The following is a 19,509-nucleotide window of genomic DNA, read 5'->3' on the forward strand; positions in this document are numbered from 1 at the left end:
CCATCGGCACGAGCCGGGTGGACGACCCGATTGCGGCGCCGGGCCGGGCGGCTTGCGACGCTTGTCCGGCCGACCCGGCCCGCCGGACGCGCCTGCTCACCGAGCCGCGGACCCGCCAGGCCCGGCCGGCCGACCGAGGTCGAACCGGCTGGTGTCGGCCCGACCGGGGTCGAGCCGACCGAGGTCGACCACCGCGCGGTGGAGCAGCCGCCCCAGCTCGTCGACGTCCCGCCGCCCCGGGAACTCCAGCGACACCACCACCCCGGACCCGCCGTGCACCACCGCGACCAGGCCACCGAGCGGGGGGACCATCGGCGGCACCGGGAAGACCTCGCCGGGCAGCGCCGCGCCCGCCCGGACCGCGGTGACGGCGATCCTCCCCCGCCACGCCCAGCGCAGCACCGCGGCGACCAGCCGGGCCGTCCACAGCGGCATCCGGTCGACCAGGCCCCGGGCCGCGCGGCACCGGGCCAGCCGCGGCAGCCGGGTCTGCGCCACCACCCGCGCCAGGCAGGCCGCCGGTTCGGCGGCGGGCAGGTCGACGGGGATGAGCACCACGCGGTTGCCCAGGCAGGACCCGGCCGGGTGAACGCTCACCGGCACCACCGCACCCAGCCCGCGACGCGGCACCGGCCCCGGCCCCGGCCCCGGCCCCCAGTCGTGCAGCGCAGTGGCGAGCGCGGCCAGCACGACCTGGAAAACCGTGGCGCCCGCACCACCGAACAGGTCGGCGTCCAACCGGACCAGGTGCGGGTCGCGGGGACCGGTGGGCTGCTCGGGCAGCCGACCGGCCCGGCGCGCCAGCCGCAGCAGGTCGGGCACCCCCTTGGTGACCGCCGCGACCGGCGGTCCGGGCTCGACGGGACGCGGTGCGGGCAGGCGGGACGCGCCCAGCAGCGCGGCGGCGGTCCGGCCGGCCGCGACCCCGTCCTGGAACGCGTGGTGCGCGCGGTAGCAGAGGGCGTACCCGTCCGCGCAGCCGCGCACCAGCAGCAGGCCCCACAGCGGGCGGTCGCGGCGGAGCGGCCGGGTGGCGACCGCCCTGGTGACCGCCCGGTGCGCGTCCTCGCCGGGCTCGGCGTCGACGACCTCGACGTGCTCGGCCGGGTCGAACCCGGGGTCCGGCTCCCACCAGGCCCGCGGCCACCGCCCGCCCAGGCGGTAGGTCAGCACCGGCACGCGCCGCACCGCCGCGGTGACCAGCCCGCCCAGCTCGGCCGCCGTCGGCGGGGTGCCCGTCAGCACCACCGCGCCGCCGATGTGCAGGTACGACTCGTGCGGGGCCCGCGCCGCCTCGCGCAGCAGCACCCGGTCGAGCACGCCCAGCGGGACGCGTGCGGGCGGCACGGTCAGGGCAGCCGTTCGAGCCGGACCGGCAGGCCGTCCACCGGGGTGGGCAGCGCGGAGAAGTCGAACCGGGTCTCGTAGTCGGGCGCGACGCCGATCCGGAACCGCAGCAGCAGTTGGTGCAGCAGCGCCTTGACGTTCATGTCGGCGAACTGGGCGCCGGCGCACTTGTGCGCGCCGCCGCCGAACGGCAGCCACGCGTAGCGGTGCACCCGGTCCTCGCGGCGGTGCCCGGCGAAGCGCTCCGGGTCGAACCGCTCGGGGTCGGGCCAGCGGTCGGCCAGGTGGTGGGTGACGTGCGGGGTCAGCACCACCAGGGTGCCCCGGGGCAGGTGGTGGCCGAGCACGTCGGTGTCCCTGACCGTCCAGCGCGGGTAGACGGGCACGGGCGCGACCAGGCGCATCGCCTCCTTCTCCACCAGCTCCGCCGAGACCAGGGCCCCGAGGTCGTCCCACGCGACGAGCGGCCGGCCCAGCGACCGCGACTCCGCGCGGACCCGCTCCTGCCAGTCGGGGTGCTTGGCGAGCTGGTAGAGCACGCAGTTCAGCGCCACCGTGGTGGTGTCGTGCGCGGCCAGCAGCATGCCGATGACGTGGTCGACGACCTGGGTGTCGGTGAACCGGTCGCCGTCGTCGGCGCGGGCGTGGCACAGCATGCCGAACAGGTCCTCGTCGCCGCCCGCCCGCTTGGCGGGCAGCCGCTCCGCGCAGAACCGCTCCAGCACCCGGCGCCCGGCCAGGCCGCGGGCCCACGGCGTGCCCGGCACGCCGACGCGCACGAAGGACGTCACGGCCCTGGTCATCGCGCTGAACGCCCGGGTGACCGCCTCGGCCTCGCGCCCGAGCCGCGCGCCCAGCAGCACCCGGGCCGCCAGGTCCAGCGTCAGCCGCTTCACCGCGGGCGCCACGGGGAACCGCGGTGCCGGCCGCCACCGGTCCAGGCCCTCGGCCACGGTGCGGTTGACCTGGTCCAGGTAGCCGCGCAGGCGGGCCGGGGTGAACGCCTGCTGCACGATCCGCCGCTGCCGCAGGTGCTCCTCGAAGTCCAGCGACAGCAGCCCGCCGCGGAAGAACGGGCCCAGGAAGTAGTCCCACGCCGGCCCGGCCGCGAACGCCCGGTCCCGGTTGCGCAGCACCACCTCGGCGGCCTCCGGCCCCACCAGCGACACCAGGCGCCGCCCGAACCCGCACGACCAGCTCACCGGGCCGTGGCGCGCGAGCCGGGACCGCCCCCACGCCAGGGGGTCGCGCACGCTGGCCAGGGTGTGCCCGAGCACGGGCCACCCGGCGTCACCCGGCACGGTCTTGAGCCCGCTGCCCGCCGGGGCCGGCGGGAAGGGCCCCGGCACCGCCGCCGCCTCCCGGACGCGGCCGAGGGCGCGCCTGAACCCCGCGCCGGGCCGCGCATCGGTGGCCACCATGGCTCCATCCTCCTCCGATCGGCCCATCCCCGGCCGCCGATGGGCGCATTCGCCCCCTGGTTGACTCGTTCGTGTGAATCTCGGTGGAACCGGTCGGGTGGCAAGGGGGGCGTCACGGACGAGCAGTACCTGGTGGCCCGCGTGAAAGCGGGTGACCTCGACGCGTTCGCGGCGTTGGTGCGCGACCACCACCCGGCGGCTCGCGGTGGTGGGCAGGCTGGTCGCGCGGGAGCGCGGTGAGCCGGTCGAGCCGCCCGCCGACCGCCACGGGTACCTGCCGGACCTGTCCGAGGAGGAGACCGCGCAGGTGCTGGGCGGGGAGGCGGACGGGCGTGTCTGACGGCGGGGACCTGCGCGACGAGCTGCGCGCCCTCGGCCGGGCCCTGGACCGGCCCCGGCGTGGACACGGCGTTCTGCGAGGGAGGCTCCAGCGGCTCGCGGCTGTCCTGGGCGGAGGAGATCCGCGAGCACACGGGCTGGCGCCCGCCGGCGGACGCGCCGCGGGCACCACCGGAGAGCGCGCTGTTCCAGCCGTTCGGCCCGAGAACGGGGGCGGTGGGCAGCGCGCCCGCCACGTGGGTCCGGGGCCGGTCGGAGTTCGAGTACAGCATCACCGACGTCACGGACAACACGCGCCAACAGGGCAAGATGCGCTGCAACGGACCCCGCCTGGTGTGGACCACCCCGGACGGCGTCACCTGCGCCCTCTCCTCCTACCTGCCGGAGCAGACCGTGATCGCCCTGGCCAACACGCCGTGAATTCGCGGTGACCGCGATTGGCCCGGTCGCGACGGGGTAGTCGGATGACCGGCGGAAGGGGCGGTGTGGCCGGGGCACAGCAGAACGCGGACGCGGACCGGGTGCGCGGCTACCTGGACGGGCAGCGCGACCGGCTCGTCGAGGAACTGGCCGAGTGGGTGCGCCTGCGCTCGGTCGCCGGGGTGCCCGAGCACGAGGTCGACCTGCTGCGGTCGGCGAACTGGCTGGCCGGCACGCTGCGCGGGACCGGCTTCCCCACCGTCGAGGTGTGGACCACCGAGGGCGGGCCCGCGGTCTACGCGGAGTGGTGCGGGGCGCCGGGCGCGCCGACGGTCCTGGTCTACAGCCACCACGACGTGCGCGCGGCCAAGGACGGGCAGTGGGAGGAGACCGCGCCGTTCGAACCGGTGCTGCGCGACGGCCGGCTGTACGGGCGGGGTGCCTCCGACGCCAAGGGCCAGGTCATGGCCCACGTGTGGGGCATCCGGGCGCACCTGGCCGTCACCGGGCGCGCGGCACCCGCGGTGAACCTGAGGTTCCTGGTCGAGGGCGAGGAGGAGACGGCGTCGCCGAACCTGGCCCGGCTGGTCGAGGAGCACCGCGACCGGCTCGGCGCCGACCTCGTCGTCTTCTCCGACACCCTGCTGTGGCGGGCCGACCACCCCGCGGTCTGCACCAGCGTGCGCGGCGGGATCAACGCGCGCCTGGAGGTCCTGGGCCCGCTGCGCGACGTGCACAGCGGCGCGGTGTCCGGCCCGGCGCCCAACCCGGTCGAGGAGCTGTGCCGGCTGGTGGCCGCGCTGCACGACGACGAGGGCCGCGTCACGCTGCCGGGTTTCTACGACGACGTGGTCGAGCCCTCCGCGCGCACCCGCGCGGACCTGGCCGCGCTGCCGTTCAGCGAGGAGGACTGGCTGGCCAGGTCGGAGACCCGCGCCATCGGCGGCGAGGCCGGGTACACGGCCCTGGAGCGGTTGTGGACCAGGCCGACGCTCGAAGTGCTCTCCCTCATCGCGGGCGACCCGATCGGACCGCCGAGGGGCGCGATCCCCGCGGTGGCCGCCGCGGACCTGAGCATCCGCACGGTGCCCGACCAGAAGGCCGCCGACGTGGTCGAGCAGCTGCGGCGCTGGGTGGCGCGGAACATCGGCGACCACGTCGACTACGAGCTGACCGTCGCGGAGATCACGCAGGAGCCGTACCGCACGCCGGACGACCTGCCGGCGCTGGACGCCCTCGCGGCCGCGATGCGGGAGGGTTTCGGCGCGCCCGTGGGGCGGATGGGCAACGCGGGCGGGGGACCGGCCGCGCTGCTGGCCGAGGCGTTGGGCGCACCGGTCGTGTTCTTCGGCACCGGGCTGCCCGAGGACCGGTGGCACGACAGCGACGAGCGGGTGTCGGTCGACGTGCTGCTGGCGGGCGCCACCACCCTGGCCCGCCTGTGGCCGCGACTGGCCGACCCCGGGTGAGCCACTACAACAGGTGCGTCCCCTCCTCCCCCACCCCGACCTCCACCAGCACCGCGCTCCACGCGGCAACGGGGCTCGTGTCCAGCAGGACCACGCGGCTGCCCGGGGGAACGGCCGCGGTGTCGAGGTTGAAGAAGGTGTCGTTGGGCCCCAGGTGGCCGTAGCGGGTCAGGTTCGCCTCGCACGCGGGCGCCAGCGGGGTGCCCAGGACCTCGGCGTAGTTGCGGTGCGAGGGCAGCGACAGGTTCTGCCCCACGTAGCACGTCACCTCCGCGGCGGTCAGGCCGTTGCGGGACAGGAGGCGGTCGGTCAGGGCGCGCAGGCGGTTGCGGGTCTCCACGGCCAGGCGGAACGAGTAGGCCAGGGGGTCGGTGCACTCCTCGCGCCACTCGTCGAACGGGCGGTCGCGGTAGGGCACCCGGAACAGGTCCGCGTAGTCGCCGTTGGTCTCCAGGAGCACGTCGCGGATGCGCACCTCACCCGTCCTGGCGAGCAGCAGCGCTCCCCCGCCGTCGCCGTTCACGGTCACCGGGTGGCGGTAGCGGCGCGAGGTGGCGGGTTTGCTGCCGTGGGCGACGAGCACGGTTCGCACGTCCGGGGTGCGCAGCAGCCCCGCCGCGGTCAGCAGGGCGGGCGCCAGCGACGCGCAGCCCAGGCCGCCCACGGAGAAGGCCGCGGCCCGGTGCGCGCCCAGGGCCGCCTGGAGCCGGGTCGCGTCGGAGCTGACCAGCGTCTCCGGCGCCCTCGGCTCCACGGTGATCACCACGTCCACGTCGGTCGCCGACATCGAGGCGCGGGCCAGGGCCCGGCGGGCCGCGACGGCGGCCAGGTCGGTGGCGCCGGCACCGGCCACCGCCACGCTCCCGATGCCCAGCGCCGAGCAGGTGGCCCGCTCGGCGTCGGCCAGCCCCGCCCACTCCGGCAGCCGCTCGACCGGGACCGGTTCGCCCGGGCACCAGCCCGACGCCACGAGCGCGATCACCGCAGCTCGCCGTAGGCCGCGGCGATCCCGTCCGCCAGGGCCTCCACGTCGGACTGCCCGTGGTCGGCCAGGCTGTTGATCTCCAGGCGCACCTCGCCCGCCCGCTCCGACACGGCGATGATCAGCGGGAACCACGACGTCATGGCGCGCTTCAGGTTCACCGACAGGTCCCAGCGCGTGCGCAGCAGGCCCACGCCGGAGTCGAACGCGGCCACGTCACCGGGCACGTGCACCAGCAGCGCCCGCGGCTCCGGCAACGCGCGCAGCCGCGCCACCGCGGGCCCGTGCGGCGACAGGTGCCGCAGCACGCCGTACCCGACGCCGTCGTTCGGCACGGACCTGGCGCGGTCGACCACCAGCGGCAGCGTCGCGGGCGCGTCCTCGGCCACCGGCAGCGCGACCGGGTGCAGGCTGGTGAACCACCCGATCGACGGCCCCCGCCCGGCCCGCCGGTACGGGTTCGGCGTCGCCTCGCCCTCCACGGTGAGGTAGGCGCCCTCCGCGCCGCTCCACCGGGCCACCCCCAGCGCCACCGCGCACAGCGCGACCTCGCGCCCCGACACCGACGGGACCGCGACCGCCCCCACCGAGCGGCCGGCCAACCCCTCACCGGAGCCCTTCCGCATCCCGTGGGTGCCGCCCTCGCGCAGGACGGCCGTCCAGTACGCCAGTTCCGAGGCCACCTCGTCGGAGTCGGCCAGGTCGTGCAGGTGCCACGCCCACTCCCGCCACCCGGCGGGCGCCGGCGCCGGCGTCGCGGCACGACCGGCCGCCACCTCGGTGAGCAGCGCGTCGAGGTCGTCCATCAGCACCACGGTGGACATGTTGTCGAACACGAAGTGGTGCACCAGCAGCACGAGCAGCCCGCCGCGCCGGTGGCCGCGCTCGTAGTAGCGCACCCGGGCCAGCGGGCCGCGTTCCAGGTCGAGGTCGTCCTTCAGCTCGCGGCAGTCGGCCTTGACCACCTCGCGCTCGTCGCCGGGCGGGAGGAACACCACGTCGAACGGCACCTCCGCGTCCGGGGCGCACTCGGCCCGCGTGCCCACGGCGTTGCGCCGGAACCGGTAGCGCAGCGGCTCGTGGCGCGCGACCAGGTGCCGCACAGCGGTGCGCGCCACGTCGGCGGTGACGTCGGGGGACGTCAGCTCCAGCACGTGCACCTCCACGAAGTCACCGCGCCGGTCGGGCACGTGCTCCAGGAAGGCCCGCATGATCGGCGTCAGCGGGATCGGCCGGTCGTCCCGCTGCGGAACAACCGGAGCGGCGACCGGAGCGGCGACCGGAGCGGCGGCCGGAGTCACGACAGCCGGCACCGGCACCCCGTCCACCACGGCCGCCGCCGCCAACTCCCCCACCGTCGGGTGCTGCAACAACTGCTGGGGCGTGATGTGCACGCCCGCCTTCGCCGCCCGCGCCGCCACCCGCACGCCGAGCACCGAATCCCCGCCCAGCGCGAAGAAGTTGTCCTCCGGTGACACCGACCCCGCGCCGAGCAGGTCGGCGCAGATCGCGGTCAGCACCTCCACGGCCCGCCCCGCCCCGCCGTCGACCACGTGCATCCCCTCGTCCTCCCGCTCGGGTGGCAGCCGGTCCAGCCGCACGTCGGGGTCGGCCACCACGCGCGCCACCACGGCCGGCAGCCACGACGCCAGCCGTTGCGCGGTCTCCCGGTCGTAGAGCGCCCCGGCGTACTCCACGTAACCGCTCATCGGCCCCGCGCCCTGGTCGACCACGCCGAAGGTCAGGTCGAACTTGGCGGTGCCCGGCGCGATGCCCGCGATCGCGCCGTCCAGGTAGCGCGTGCACGGCAGGCCGGCCAGCTCGGCGGTCGCCTGCGGCACGTTCTGGTAGGTGTAGACCACGTCGAACAGCGGGTGCCGCCCCGGTTCGCGGCGCCCCAGGACCTCGGCGACGACCTTCTCCAGCGGCACCTCCTCGTGGTCGAGCACGTCCGCGACGGTGCGCGCGCAGCGCCGGACGAGGTCGGTGAACCGCAGGTCGCCGCCCACCGCCGTGCGGAAGGGCAGCACGTTGTTGAAGTAGCCGATCAGGTCGTGGGTGGCCGGGTCGACGCGCCCGGACGTGGCCACGCCCACCACCACGTCGGTGAGCCGCCCCCAGCGGTGCAGCAGGGCGTCGACCACCGCGAGCATGGCGACGAACGCGGTGACGCCCAGCCGGCGGGCCAGCGCCCGCACCGCCTCCGCGTCGGTCTCGGCCACCTCGAACTCCACCATCCCGCCGCCGGTCGCGCGCACGGCCGGCCGGGGCCGGTCCAGCGGCAGCTCCGGCGTCCGCAGGTCCGCCAGCGCCGACCGCCAGAACCGCAGCCCCTCGGCCAACCCGCCGTCGGCGAACCGGCGGCGCTGGAGGTCGGCGAAGTCGGCGTACTGGGCGGGCAGCTCGGGCAACCGGGCCGGTCGTCCGGCGAGCGCGGCCCGGTACAGCTCGGTGAAGTCGCGGAAGAACACCGTGGGCGACCAGCCGTCGAAGACGATGTGGTGGTAGGTCCACAGCAGCACGTGGTCCTCGTCGGCCAGGCGCAGCAGCGCGGTCCGCACCAGCGGGCCGGTCGCCAGGTCGAACGGCCGCACCGCCGCCTCGTCGACCAGCCGCCGCGCCTCGCGGTGCCGCTCGGGTTCCGGCAGCGCGCGCAGGTCGTGCACGACGACCTCCGGTTCCCCGTCCCGCACGTACGCCCGCGGCACGCCGTCGTCGTCGGCCTCGATGCGGGTGCGCAGCACCTCGTGCCGCTCCAGCACCCCGCGCACCGCGGCGAGCAGGGCGGCCTGGTCGAGCGGGCCGGTCAGGCGCAGGTCGTGCGGGATGTTGTAGAGCGGCGTGCCGGGGTCGAGCCGGTCGAGGTACCAGAGCTGCTCCTGCCCGAACGACACCGGCAGCGCGCCGCCGCGCGGCACCGCCGTCACGGCCTCGGGCGCGGCCGTCGTCCCCGCCTCCCGCAGCTCGGCCACCCGCGCGGCCAGGCCACGGGCGGTCGGGTGGGCGTAGAGGTCGGCGAACGCCAGCCGCACGCCGAAGTCCCGCTCCAGCGCGCGGAGCACGCTGATCCCGGCGATGGACGTGCCGCCGAGCGCGAAGTAGTCCGAGTCCGGGGTCACCCCCTCCTCGCCCAGGACCTCCCGCCACACCTGCACCACCCGCTCCTCCGGCCCGGTGCCGGTCGCGGGGCGCGGGCGCTCCGGGACCGGCCGCGGCCGGGGTCCCGCGACCTCGTCGAGCGGGCGGCACCAGCAGCGGACGGGCTCGAACGGGTAGGTCGGCGCCCCGATGCGCGGGATGTCGGCGCCGGCGTAGTGCGCGTCCCAGTCGATCCGCGCGCCGAGCCGGTACAGCGCCCCGAGCTGCCGCAGCACGCCCCGCCGCCCCGGCACCGCGAACAGCTCGACGCACGGCAGGTCCGGCCGCAGCCGGCGGGCCTCCCGGGTGAGCACCCCGGTGCCGCCCAGGTCGACCAGCACGGCCCCGTCCGCGGCGAACCGCTCCACCACCCGCGCCAGCCGGGTGCGGTCCACCTCGGCGCTCAGCCCCGCGTCCCCGGCCTCGGCCAGCGCGTCCTCGATGGACAGCTGCCCGCGGGCCACGCGCACCGCGAGGTTGCCCGCGCCCGAGCCGACCAGGTGCGCGTCCCGCACGCCCAGGGACCGCGCCAGGTCCAGCAGCGCGGTCTGCGCCACCACCAGCCGGGCCGCGGGCGCCCCGGGCAGCACCACGCCCGCCGGCACGGGGAACGCGGCGGCCAGCGCGGCCCACTCCTCGTCGCCGGGCACGCCGTCGCCCGACAGCAGCACCACGACCGGCCGGTCGTCGGGCGCGGCGCGCTCCGGCGGGACGGCCGACCGCAGCGCCTCCACCAGCTCCTCCGCGCCGCCCACGGCGAACGCGCCGCGGAACGGGTGGTCGTCGCGCCCCCGGTTCATCGCGTGCCCCACGGTCCGCGGGCCGTGCCCGGTGCGCTCGACGAAGTCGGCGAGCCGGTCGCAGTACGCCCGGAACGCGGTGGCCGACCTGGCCGACACGGTCACCAGCTCCACGTCGGACACCGGTTCCGCTCCGGACACCGGTTCCGGCTCGGGCGGCTGCTCCAGCACCGCGTGCACGTTGGTGCCGGTCATGCCCAGCGCGCTCACGCCCGCCCGGCGCGGCACGCCGTCGCGCTCCGGCCACGGCCGGTGCCCGGGGTTGACGTGCACCGGCCCGGACAGGTCGAGCATCGGGTTGGGCGCCTCGAAGTGCGCCGTGGGGTACAGCTCGCCGCGCCGCACCGACAGCAGCGCCTTGAGCAGGCCGGCCATGCCGGCGGCGCCGTCGAGGTGGCCGAGGTTGCCCTTGACCGACCCGATGGCGCAGCCCGGCGCGCCCACCCCGGCACCGGCGAACGCCTGCCGCAGCGCGTCCACCTCGATCACGTCGCCCAGCGGCGTGGCCGAGCCGTGGCACTCGACGTAGGCCACGGTCGCCGGGTCGACCCCGGCGTCGCGCCACGCACCCGTCACCACCTCGGTCTGCGCGTCCCGGCTCGGCGCGCTCAGGCCGACCGTCCGGCGCCCGTTGTGGTTGACCGCGACGCCCTTGACCACCGCGAGCACCCGGTCGCCCGCCGCGACCGCGTCGCGCAGCCGGCGCAGCAGCACCACCGCGCCGCCCTCGCCCGCCATCGCGCCGGTGGCCCGGTGGTCGAACGGGCGGCACCGGTCGTCGGTGGACTCCACGCCGCGCACCGGCGTGTGCTCCTGCCGGGTGAACAGCACCGGCCGCACGCTGACCCCGCCCGCCAGCGCCAGGTCGGCGGTGCCCCGGCGCAGCTCGTGCACCGCAGCCGCCAGCGCGGTCAGGGCGCTGCTGCACGCGGTGTCGACGACGTAGGCGGGCCCGGTGAGGTCGAGGTGGTGGGAGATCCGCGCCGCCGACGACGCGGACAGCGCGCCGAGCGTCTGGTGCGGGTCCTCGCCCCGGTACAGGGTCTCGTAGTCGGACTGCGAGTGGCCGAGCACGACCGCGGTGCGCGACCCGCGCAGCGAACCCGGCGCCAGGCAGGCGTCCTCGACGGCCTGGTGCGCGAGCTGGAGCAGCAGCCGGTGGTGCGGGTCCATCATCTCGGCCTCGCGCAGCGGGATGCCGAAGAACCGGTGGTCGAACAGGTCGATCCGGTCCAGGTAGGCCATGGGCAGGTAGGGCGCGCCGGGCCGGCCGCCGGTGTGCCGGACCCGGCTGGGCGACGGCGGTCCGACCAGGTCGGCGCCCTCGGCCAGCAGCCGGTGCAGGCCGTCCAGGTCGGCCGGGTTGTCGAGGCCGGGCAGCAGCGCGGCCACCCCGGTGATGGCGATGTCCTCGTCCCGCACCGCTTCTCCCGTCGTCAGGTCCCGCGTCGTCACAGCTGGTAGTCCCGCGCCTCGGCGTCCTCGGCGGCGGTGGGCCCGAGCGCCGCGGCCAGCGCGCCGACCGTCGGGTGGTCGAACAGGAGCCGGGGTGCCACGGCGCGCCCGAACACCGGTCCGAGCCGGGCCGCGACCCCGACGGCGAGCAGCGAGTCCCCGCCCAGGGCGAAGAAGTCGTCCGCGCACCCGATCCGGGCCGCGGGCAGCACCTCGCCCCACGCCAGGGCCACCGCGCGCTCGCCGGGCGTGGTCGGCGGCACGAACTCCGCCGGACCGGCGGCGGGCGGCGGGGGCGCGGCACGGGTTTCCGCCGGCGGCCCGTCCCCGGCCGCCGGTTCCACCAGCAGCGCCGCCAGCTCCCCGGCGAGCCGGGCCGCGGTGGCCGGGTCGAACAGGTCGGGGTCGTAGCCGAGTTGGACCGCCAGGGGTTCGGCGTCGCGCACCACCAGGTGCAGCGGGTAGTTGGTGTTCTCCACCGCCTCCACCTCGACCGGCGCGTCGTGCTCCAGCGGGTAGTTCTCCACCGCCACCACGCTGTCGAACAGCCGCGTCCCGGCGGGCAGGCCCGCCCACCGGCGGATGTCGGTCAGCGCCGCGTGCTCGGGCGGTCGGCCGGCGGCCTGCACGCGGGCCAGCCAGCCGGGCACGTCCGACGGGTCGACCTCCAGCCGCACCGGCACGGTGTTGACCAGCATCCCCACCACGGTGTCGGCGCCGGGCAGGTCCGGGGTCCGCCCGGACACCACCAGGCCGAAGCACACGTCCCGGGTGCCGGCGTGGCGGGCGAGCAGCAGCGCCCACGCGCCCTGCACGACCGTGCCGAGCGTCAGCCGGTTGCGCCGGGCGAACCCCCGCACGCGCGCGGAGTCGCCGGCGGTCAGCACGACCTCGCGCACCGCGGACGAGCACGCCAGGTGCGCCCGGTCCGGCGGCCGGTCCCAGGGCAGCGGCGTGGGGCCGGGGAACCCGGCGAGCGCGGCGCGCCAGCGCTCCCGGCCCGGGTCCAGGGCGAGCACCCGGGCCACGTGGTCGCGGAACGGCCGCCGCGCCCGGGGGGTGCCCAGGACCTCCGACAGCACCTGGAACGCGCTCCAGCCGTCGAGCAGCAGGTGGTGGAAGGTCCACAGCACGCGGACCTCCCGCTCCCCGGTGCGCACGAGCGCCACCCGGCCCAGCGACTCCCCCGACAGGTCCAGCCCGGCCGCACGGTCCTCGGCCAGCAGCCGCCGCCACCGCCCCTCGTCCGCCGCACCGCGCCAGTCGTGGCGGGTGATCGGGAGCGGCGCGGACCGGCGCACGACCTGCACCGGCTCGCGCACCCCCTCCCAGACCACGCCGGTGCGCAGCGCCGGGATCGCGTCGACCACCCGCTGCCACGCCCGCGCCAGGTCGTCCGGGTCGGCGTCGGGCAGGGTCAGGTGCAGTTGCTCCAGGTACGCGCCGGGCCGGGACAGGCTGTGGAACAGCATCCCGCCCTGCACCGGGGTCAGCGGGTACACGTCCTCGACGGACCGGCCGTCGCCCGCGACGCGGTCCAGCTCCGCCTGGCTCAACCGGGCCAGCGGGAAGTCCGACGGCGTGGCACCGCCCGCACCGGGCGCGGCGCAGTGCGCGGCGATCTCGCGCAGCGCGCCCAGCACCTCCTCGGCGAGCCGCGCCACCACGGCGGTGGGGTGCGCGCCCGGCGCGTGCACCCACTCGAACTCCAGCTCGCCCGAGGTGGTGACGGCGGCCGTGACGTCCAGGTGCGGCGGGGTGGTGGGCGGCTTGGCGAGCCGGATGCCGCCGGGCACCCGGTCGAACGCGGCGTCGAACCGGCCCAGGTAGTTCACCCGCGCCAGCGGCCGGTGGTCGGCCGGGTGGGTGGTGGTGAGCCACCGCAGGGCGCCGTGGCCCAGGCCGTGCCGGTGGGCCGGGCGCAGCTGCTCCTTGACCGCCTTGACCACCGCGCCCCAGTCGTCGGCGCCGGTCAGGTCGGCGGTGAACGGGAACAGGGTGGTGAACCAGCCGACCGTGCGGGACAGGTCCACCCCGTCGAACAGGTCCTCCCGGCCGTGGCCCTCCAGCTCCAGCGGCACGCGCTCGATGCCGCGCCACCGCGACAGCACCCGGCCCACCGCCGCCACCAGCACGTCCTCGGCCCCGGCGCGGTAGGCCGAGGACGCGCCGCGCAGCAGCGCCGTGGTGTCCTGTTCGGACAGTCGGGCGGTCACCACGTGCTCGGGCAGCTCCGGCCCCTCGAACCCGCCGGGCGCCACCGCGCCCTCCCAGTACGGCAGGTCCGCGGTGAAGCCGCCGGCCTCGGCGTGCCCGCGCAGCCGCCGCGCCCACTCGCGGAACGACGTGGTCCGCGGGCCCGGGTCCACCGCCCGGCCCGACGCGGCCTGGGCGTAGCCGGTGGCCAGGTCGTCCAGCAGGATGCGCCACGACACGCCGTCCACGACCAGGTGGTGCGCCAGCAGCACCAGCGCCGGCCGCGGCCCGGCGGTCGACAGGACGGCCCGGAACAGCGGGCCGTCGGCCAGTGGCGTCCGCAGCCCGGCCACGCACCGCTCGACGGGCTCGGCGCTGGTCGCGAAGACCTCGCCCACCTCCTCGGGCACGTGCTGGTGCCACCGCCCGTCGACGAGCCGGAACCGGGCGCGCAGCAGGTCGTGGTGCGCGGGCAGCGCCTCGACCGCGGCGCGCAGCGCATCGGCGTCCACGTCCGGGTCCAGGTCGACCTCCACCCACTGGGCGAAGTGCTCCGGTACCGCCGAACCGGCCAGGAACCAGTGCTGCACCGGGGTCAGCGGCACGTCCCCGGTGCCGGGTTCGCGCGCGACCGGGACCGCGCGCCCCTCGGTGGCGTGCGCGGCGACCCCGGCGACCGTCTGGTGCAGGAACAGGTCCTTGGGCGTCACCGACACGCCCAGCTCGCGGGCCCGGGACACCACCTGGATGCTCAGGATGGAGTCGCCGCCCAGGGCGAAGAAGTTGTCGTCCGCGCCCACCCGCTCGACGCCCAGCACCTCCGCCCAGACCCGCGCCAGCACCTCCTCGCGCGGCCCGCTCGGCGGCACGTGGGCCCGGGCGGACCGCGGCCGGGGCGGCGGCAGGGCCCCGCGGTCGACCTTGCCGCTGACCGCGAGCGGCAGCGCGGGCAGCGGCACGAACGCGCCGGGCACCAGGTGGGCGGGCAGGGTGTCGGCGAGGAACGCGCGCAGCCGGTCGGTGCCGGTGCGGGCGACGACGTAGGCGACGAGCTGCTTGTGGCCGGGCACGTGCTCGTGCGGCACGACGACGGCCTCGGTGACGTCCGGGTGGCGGCGCAGCGCGGCCTCGACCTCGCCCGGCTCCACCCGGAAACCGCGGATCTTGACCTGGTCGTCGGAGCGGCCCAGGAACTCCAGCAGCCCCTCGGGGGTCCAGCGCACCAGGTCGCCGGTCCGGTACAGCCGGGTGCCGCGCCCGAACGGGTCGGCCACGAACCGCGCCGCGGTCAGGCCGGGGTGGCCGAGGTAGCCGCGGGCCAGGCCGGTGCCGCCGACGTGCAGGTGGCCGGGCGTGCCGACGGGGACCGGGCCCAGGTCGTCGTCCAGCACGTAGCACCGGGTGCCGGTGACCGGCCGCCCGATCGGCAGGGACGCGGCGGCCGGGTCGGTCGGGCGCACCGCGTGGGCGGAGGCGAAGGTGGTGTTCTCGGTGGGGCCGTAGCCGTCCACGATCCGCAGGTCCGGGGCGTGCCGCAGCACCGCGGCGCAGTGCTCGGGCGAGACCACGTCACCGCCGCAGCCGAGCTGGCGCAGGCCGGTGAACGCGCCGGGGTCGGCGGCGGCGATCTCGTGGAACAGGCCCGCGGTCAGCCACAGCACGGTGACGCCGTGCGCGGCGGTGAAGCCGCGCAGGTCCTCCGGCGACAGCAGCGGACCCGGGCACACCGCCAGCCGGGCCCCGGACAGCAGGGCGGCCCAGATCTCGAAGGTGGAGGCGTCGAACGACAGCGTGGAGCACTGCGCCACCACGTCGTCCGGGCCGATCGGGAACGGGTCGCCCTCGGCGAGCCGGGCGATCGACCGGTGCTCGACCAGCACGCCCTTGGGGCGGCCGGTGGAGCCGGAGGTGAACATGACGTAGGCGGCGGTGCGGGGCGTGATCGCGACGGCGGGCGCGGTGCCCGGGTGCTCCGCGTCGTCCGGGCTCACTTGGTCCGGGTTCACGTCGTCCAGGTCCACGGCCTCCACGCCCGCCGGCAGCCGGTCGCGCAGGTGGGCGGGCACGAGCACCAGCGCGGTGCCGGAGTCGGCGACCACGTCGGCCAGCCTGGTCGGCGGGTAGCCGGGGTCGAGCGGCACGAACGCGGCGCCCGCCTTGAGCACGCCCAGCAGCGCGACGATCGCGGGCAGGCCGCGCGGCGCGCACACGCCCACCCGGTCCTCCGGCCGCACGCCGCGCGCCAGCAGCCGGTGGGCCAGCCGGTTCGCCGCGGCGTCCAGCCCCCGGTAGGTCAGGGACACGCCGTCGCAGGTCACCGCGACCGCGTCGGGCCGCTCCGCGACGCGCTCGGCGAACCGGCCGGTGACCGTGCGGTCGGGGCTCGGCGCGCCGGCGGGCCAGTCGTGCAGCACGCGCCGCAGCTCGTCGGGCGGGAGCAGCGGCAGCCGGGACAGCGGCCGGTGCGGGTCGTCGACCACGCCGGCCAGCAGGACCAGCAGGCGGTCGACGAGCCGGGCGGCGGTGCGCCCGTCGAACAGGTCGGTGCTGTACTCCGCGGCCAGGTGCAGGCCGTCGTCGTCGGAGGTGAACTCCAGCGCCAGGTCGAACGCCGCGGCGTCGCGGGGCGGGTCGAACGCGGTCACCCCGAGCCCGGCCAGGGCGGGCGGCCGGGCGGGGGCGTTCTGGAGCGCCACGACCACCTGCACCAGCGGCGGGCGCCCGGCGTCGCGCTCGGGGCGCAGCAGCTCCACCAGGCGGTGGAACGGGACCTCGTCGTGGTCGAGCGCGTCGCGGACGGTGCCCCTGACCCGGTCGAGGAGGTCGGTGAAGGGCAGCCCGGGGTCCACCGGCGTGCGGACCACCACGGTGTTGACGAAGAACCCGACGAGGCCGGCCAGGTCGGGGTGGTCCCGGCCGGAGGTGACGGTGCCCACGGCGATGTCGCGCTGCCCGGTCGTGCGGGCCAGGAACGCCTGGGTGACCGCGACGAGCGTGGTGAAGAGGGTGGCGCCCCGCGACCGGCCCAGCTCGGCCAGGCCCGCCGCCGCGGCGGGCGGCACGGTGCGGCGGTGGGTCGCGCCCGCCGCGGTCCGCACCGCCGGGCGCGGCCGGTCGGCGGGCAGGTCCAGGACCGCCACCCCGGCCAGCCGCCGCTCCCAGTGCGCGAGCTGCGCGTCCAGCACCGCGCCGGTCAGCCGGGCGCGTTGCCGGGCGGCGAAGTCGGTGTAGCGCAGGGGCAGCGGCGCGAGGTCGGGCTCGCTCCCGCACACGGCGGCGGAGTAGCAGGTGCCCAGTTCCTCGGCCAGCACGCCCATCGACCAGCCGTCGGTGACGATGTGGTGCAGGCACAGCACCAGCAGGTGCTCCCGCTGGTCGGCGGTCGACAGCAGGGCGGCGCGCAGGAGCGGGCCGGTGCGCAGGTCGAACGGCCGGGTGACGAACTCGCCGAGGGTGCTCTCGTCGCCCGTTTCGAGGCGGACCTCGTGGGGCGGGCCGACCACCTGGGTGCCGCGGCCTCCGGAGGTGCGGAAGGTGGTGCGCAGTTGCTCGTGCCGGGCGACCAGGCGGGTCAGCGCTGTGGCCAGGGCGCTCCGGTCGGGGTTGCCGCGCAGGCGGTAGCCGGCCGTGGTGGTGTACTCGGTGCCGCCGGGTGAGAACTCGTCCAGGAACCACAGGCGTTCTTGGGCGAACGACAGGGGTGCCTCGGTGTTGGGCGGGGTTGGGGTGCGGGATTCGATGGGGCCGGCGGGAGTGTCGGCCAGGTGCGCGGCCAGCGCCTCGACGGTGCCGAGCGCGAGCACGCGCCGCGCGGGCAGGTCCCGGTCCAGCGCCGCCGCGACCCGCATGGCCAGCACGGAATCCCCACCCAGCGCGACGAAGTCGTCCAGCACGCCGACCCGCTCGACGCCCAGCACCTCCCGCCACACCGCGGCCACCCGCTCCTCGGCCGGGGTGCGCGGCGCGACTCCCGGTCCGGCGGGCGGCGGCGCCGGGAGGCCGCGGCGGTCGAGCTTGCCGTTGGGGGTCAGCGGCAGCGAGGTCAGCGGCACCACCACCGACGGCACCGCCTGGGCGGGCAGCAGGTCCGCCAGGAACGACCGCAGCTCCCCCGGCGGCCGGTCGGTCACCGCGTAGGCGACGAGCCGGGCGTCCCGGAGCACCACGGCCGCGCCGGTCACGGCCGGGTGCCGCAGCAGGGTGGCCTCGACCTCGCCCGGGTCGACGCGGACCCCGCGCACCTTGACGTGCCCACCGGCCCGGCCGAGGTGGTCGAGCAGGCCGTCCGGGCGGCGGCGCACCAGGTCGCCGGTGCGGTACATGCGGCTGCCCGGCGGGCCGTGCGGGTCGGCGACGAACGACGCGGCGGTCGCGCCGGGCCGGCCCAGGTAGCCGCGGGCCACCCCGGGACCGGCGAGGTACAGCTCGCCCTCGTCGGCCGGGCGCAGGTCGGCGTCCAGGACGTGCGCGCGGGTACCGGCGATCGGGCGGCCCAGCACCGCGCGGTCGGTCTCGGCGACCGGGCACAGCAGGCTCTCCACCGCGACCTCGGTGGTGCCGTAGGAGTTGTGCGCCGCGATACCCGCGGCGACCAGGGCCTTGCACAGGTCCGGGTCGACCGGCTCGCCCCCGGTGACCACGATCCCCGGCCGGCGGGTGCCCGTGAGCAGCCCCGCGCGCAGCAGTTCGCGCAGCCGCGACGGGGTCTCGTCCAGCACGTCGATCCCGGCGGTCGCGAGGTGGTCGACGAGGGTTCGGGGGTCGGCCAGCGCGTTGTCGTCGACCACGTGCAGCTCGTGGCCGGCCAGCATCCACAGCAGCGGCAGCCACATCGCGTCGAACCCCAGGCCCGCGGTGTGGGCGACCTTGAGGCGGCGGGGTGCGGCGAACAGGTCGCGGGCGTGGTGGGCGTACAGGGCCAGCAGGCCGCGGTGGGTGGCGAGGACGCCGTGCGGGCGGCCGGTGGAGCCGGAGGTGTGCAGGACGTAGGCGAGGTGGTCGGGGGTGGTGCGGGGCAGGGCGGCGGTGCGCGGCGGGTGGTCGTCCTCGACGGGGACGACCCGGACGGCGCCGTCGGCGGGCAGCCGGTGCGCGAGGCCCCGGCGGGTCAGCACGAGCGCGGCGCCGGAGTTGGCGAGCAGGTCGGCCAGGCGGGCGTCGGGCAGTCCGGCGGCCAGCGGCACCACCGCGCCGCCCGCCGCCAGGACCGCCAGCAGCGCCACCACCGCGTCCGCGTCGCGTTCGGGGAGCACGCCGACCGGGTCCTCCGGCCGCACGCCGCGCGCCACCAGGGTCCCGGCCACGCGGTCGACCCGGGCGGCCAGCTCCCGGAAGGTCAGCCGGCGCGGGCCGGACACCACGGCGGTCAGGTCGGGATCGGCGCGCACCCGGGCCGCGAAGAGGTCGTGGACGCTTCCGGTCAATGAATCCTGGACATCCATGCGTGATTCCGCCAGTTGACTCCGGGTATTGCCGCCGAAATTCGACCCCCTGGGCTCCCGACCGTCCCAGCGGGTTCCCCGGCGGGCAACCGCCGATCGGCCGCACCCCATTCGGACAACCGAAGCCCGACTCCCCGGTAACCGGCTTGCGAATTTCCGAACCTCACTTCTCCCGGCTCGTCCGGCCGTGTTACGTTGCCTGGGACTTCACCGGAGGAGGTCACTTGGCCAGCGACTTCGCCGCGGACGACGACCTCGACCCGATCGTCGAGCAGGTGCGAGCCTTCTTCACCTCGGCACTGCCGGAAACCCACCTGGAACCGGACCAGGACTATTTCGCCCTCGGCTTGGTGAACTCTTTGCTCGCCCTCGAACTGGTGACCCACGTGGAAAAGAACTTCGCGATCCGGGTGGAGGTCGAGGACCTCGACCTGGACAACTTCCGGACCCTGAACCGAATAGCCGCGTTCGTGCGCGGCAAGCTGTCCGCGGCGCGGTGAG

The 19,509-nt window shown here is 76.8% G+C and carries 9 protein-coding genes; 4 read left to right on the forward strand and 5 right to left on the reverse strand.

Annotation, left to right across the window (positions count from 1 at the left end; translation table 11 throughout):
* Nucleotides 1-96: 96 nt before the first annotated feature.
* Together EKG83_RS31605 and EKG83_RS31610 are read right to left on the reverse strand one after the other, a co-directional pair.
* Nucleotides 97-1,347 (reverse strand): wax ester/triacylglycerol synthase domain-containing protein, encoded by a 1,251-nt coding sequence (locus tag EKG83_RS31605; RefSeq protein ID WP_051764993.1) that lies wholly within the window; start codon nucleotides 1,345-1,347, stop codon nucleotides 97-99.
* A 2-nt stretch (nucleotides 1,348-1,349) separates the two neighbouring features.
* The gene (locus EKG83_RS31610; RefSeq protein ID WP_084716161.1) at nucleotides 1,350-2,768 is read right to left on the reverse strand and encodes a cytochrome P450; all 1,419 of its coding nucleotides are present in this window, start codon (nucleotides 2,766-2,768) and stop codon (nucleotides 1,350-1,352) included.
* Nucleotides 2,769-2,919: 151 nt separating this feature from the next.
* On the opposite strand from EKG83_RS31610, the gene EKG83_RS31615 reads away from it, so the two are divergent.
* The 3 genes from EKG83_RS31615 to EKG83_RS31625 are packed head-to-tail and all read left to right on the forward strand — an operon-like array spanning nucleotide 2,920 to nucleotide 4,996.
* Nucleotides 2,920-3,108: a hypothetical protein gene (locus EKG83_RS31615; RefSeq protein ID WP_033429273.1), complete on the forward strand. Its 189-nt coding sequence runs from the start codon at nucleotides 2,920-2,922 to the stop codon at nucleotides 3,106-3,108.
* A 59-nt stretch (nucleotides 3,109-3,167) separates the two neighbouring features.
* Complete coding sequence (locus EKG83_RS31620) at nucleotides 3,168-3,527, forward strand: hypothetical protein (protein ID WP_033429272.1); 360 nt, start codon at nucleotides 3,168-3,170, stop codon at nucleotides 3,525-3,527.
* A gap of 44 nt (nucleotides 3,528-3,571) precedes the next feature.
* Complete coding sequence (locus tag EKG83_RS31625; protein WP_051764991.1) at nucleotides 3,572-4,996, forward strand: M20/M25/M40 family metallo-hydrolase; 1,425 nt, start codon at nucleotides 3,572-3,574, stop codon at nucleotides 4,994-4,996.
* Nucleotides 4,997-5,000: 4 nt separating this feature from the next.
* Here the strand turns inward: EKG83_RS31625 and EKG83_RS31630 are convergent, their stop codons facing one another.
* Genes EKG83_RS31630 through EKG83_RS31640 form a run of 3 tightly spaced genes read right to left on the reverse strand, consistent with a single transcriptional unit; the run spans nucleotide 5,001 to nucleotide 18,990 of the window.
* The gene (locus EKG83_RS31630; protein ID WP_033429271.1) at nucleotides 5,001-5,978 is read right to left on the reverse strand and encodes a beta-ketoacyl-[acyl-carrier-protein] synthase family protein; all 978 of its coding nucleotides are present in this window, start codon (nucleotides 5,976-5,978) and stop codon (nucleotides 5,001-5,003) included.
* Nucleotides 5,975-11,371, reverse strand: coding sequence for a condensation domain-containing protein (locus EKG83_RS31635; protein ID WP_228122290.1), 5,397 nt, complete (start codon nucleotides 11,369-11,371; stop codon nucleotides 5,975-5,977). Before EKG83_RS31635 ends, EKG83_RS31630 begins: the two co-directional genes overlap by 4 nt.
* Entirely contained in the window at nucleotides 11,368-18,990 is a 7,623-nt protein-coding gene (locus EKG83_RS31640) for a non-ribosomal peptide synthetase (RefSeq protein WP_228122291.1), read from the reverse strand. The genes EKG83_RS31635 and EKG83_RS31640 overlap by 4 nt, the downstream gene beginning before the upstream one ends.
* 242 nt (nucleotides 18,991-19,232) lie before the next feature.
* Between EKG83_RS31640 and EKG83_RS48505 the strand changes: the two genes are divergently transcribed.
* Nucleotides 19,233-19,508 carry an acyl carrier protein gene (locus EKG83_RS48505; protein ID WP_033429268.1) on the forward strand — a complete coding sequence of 92 codons (276 nt, stop codon included), beginning with the start codon at nucleotides 19,233-19,235 and terminating at the stop codon, nucleotides 19,506-19,508.
* Nucleotide 19,509: the final 1 nt, after the last annotated feature.

It is taken from the genome of Saccharothrix syringae (assembly GCF_009498035.1).
In the GTDB taxonomy this organism is placed as follows: Bacteria; Actinomycetota; Actinomycetes; order Mycobacteriales; family Pseudonocardiaceae; genus Actinosynnema; species Actinosynnema syringae.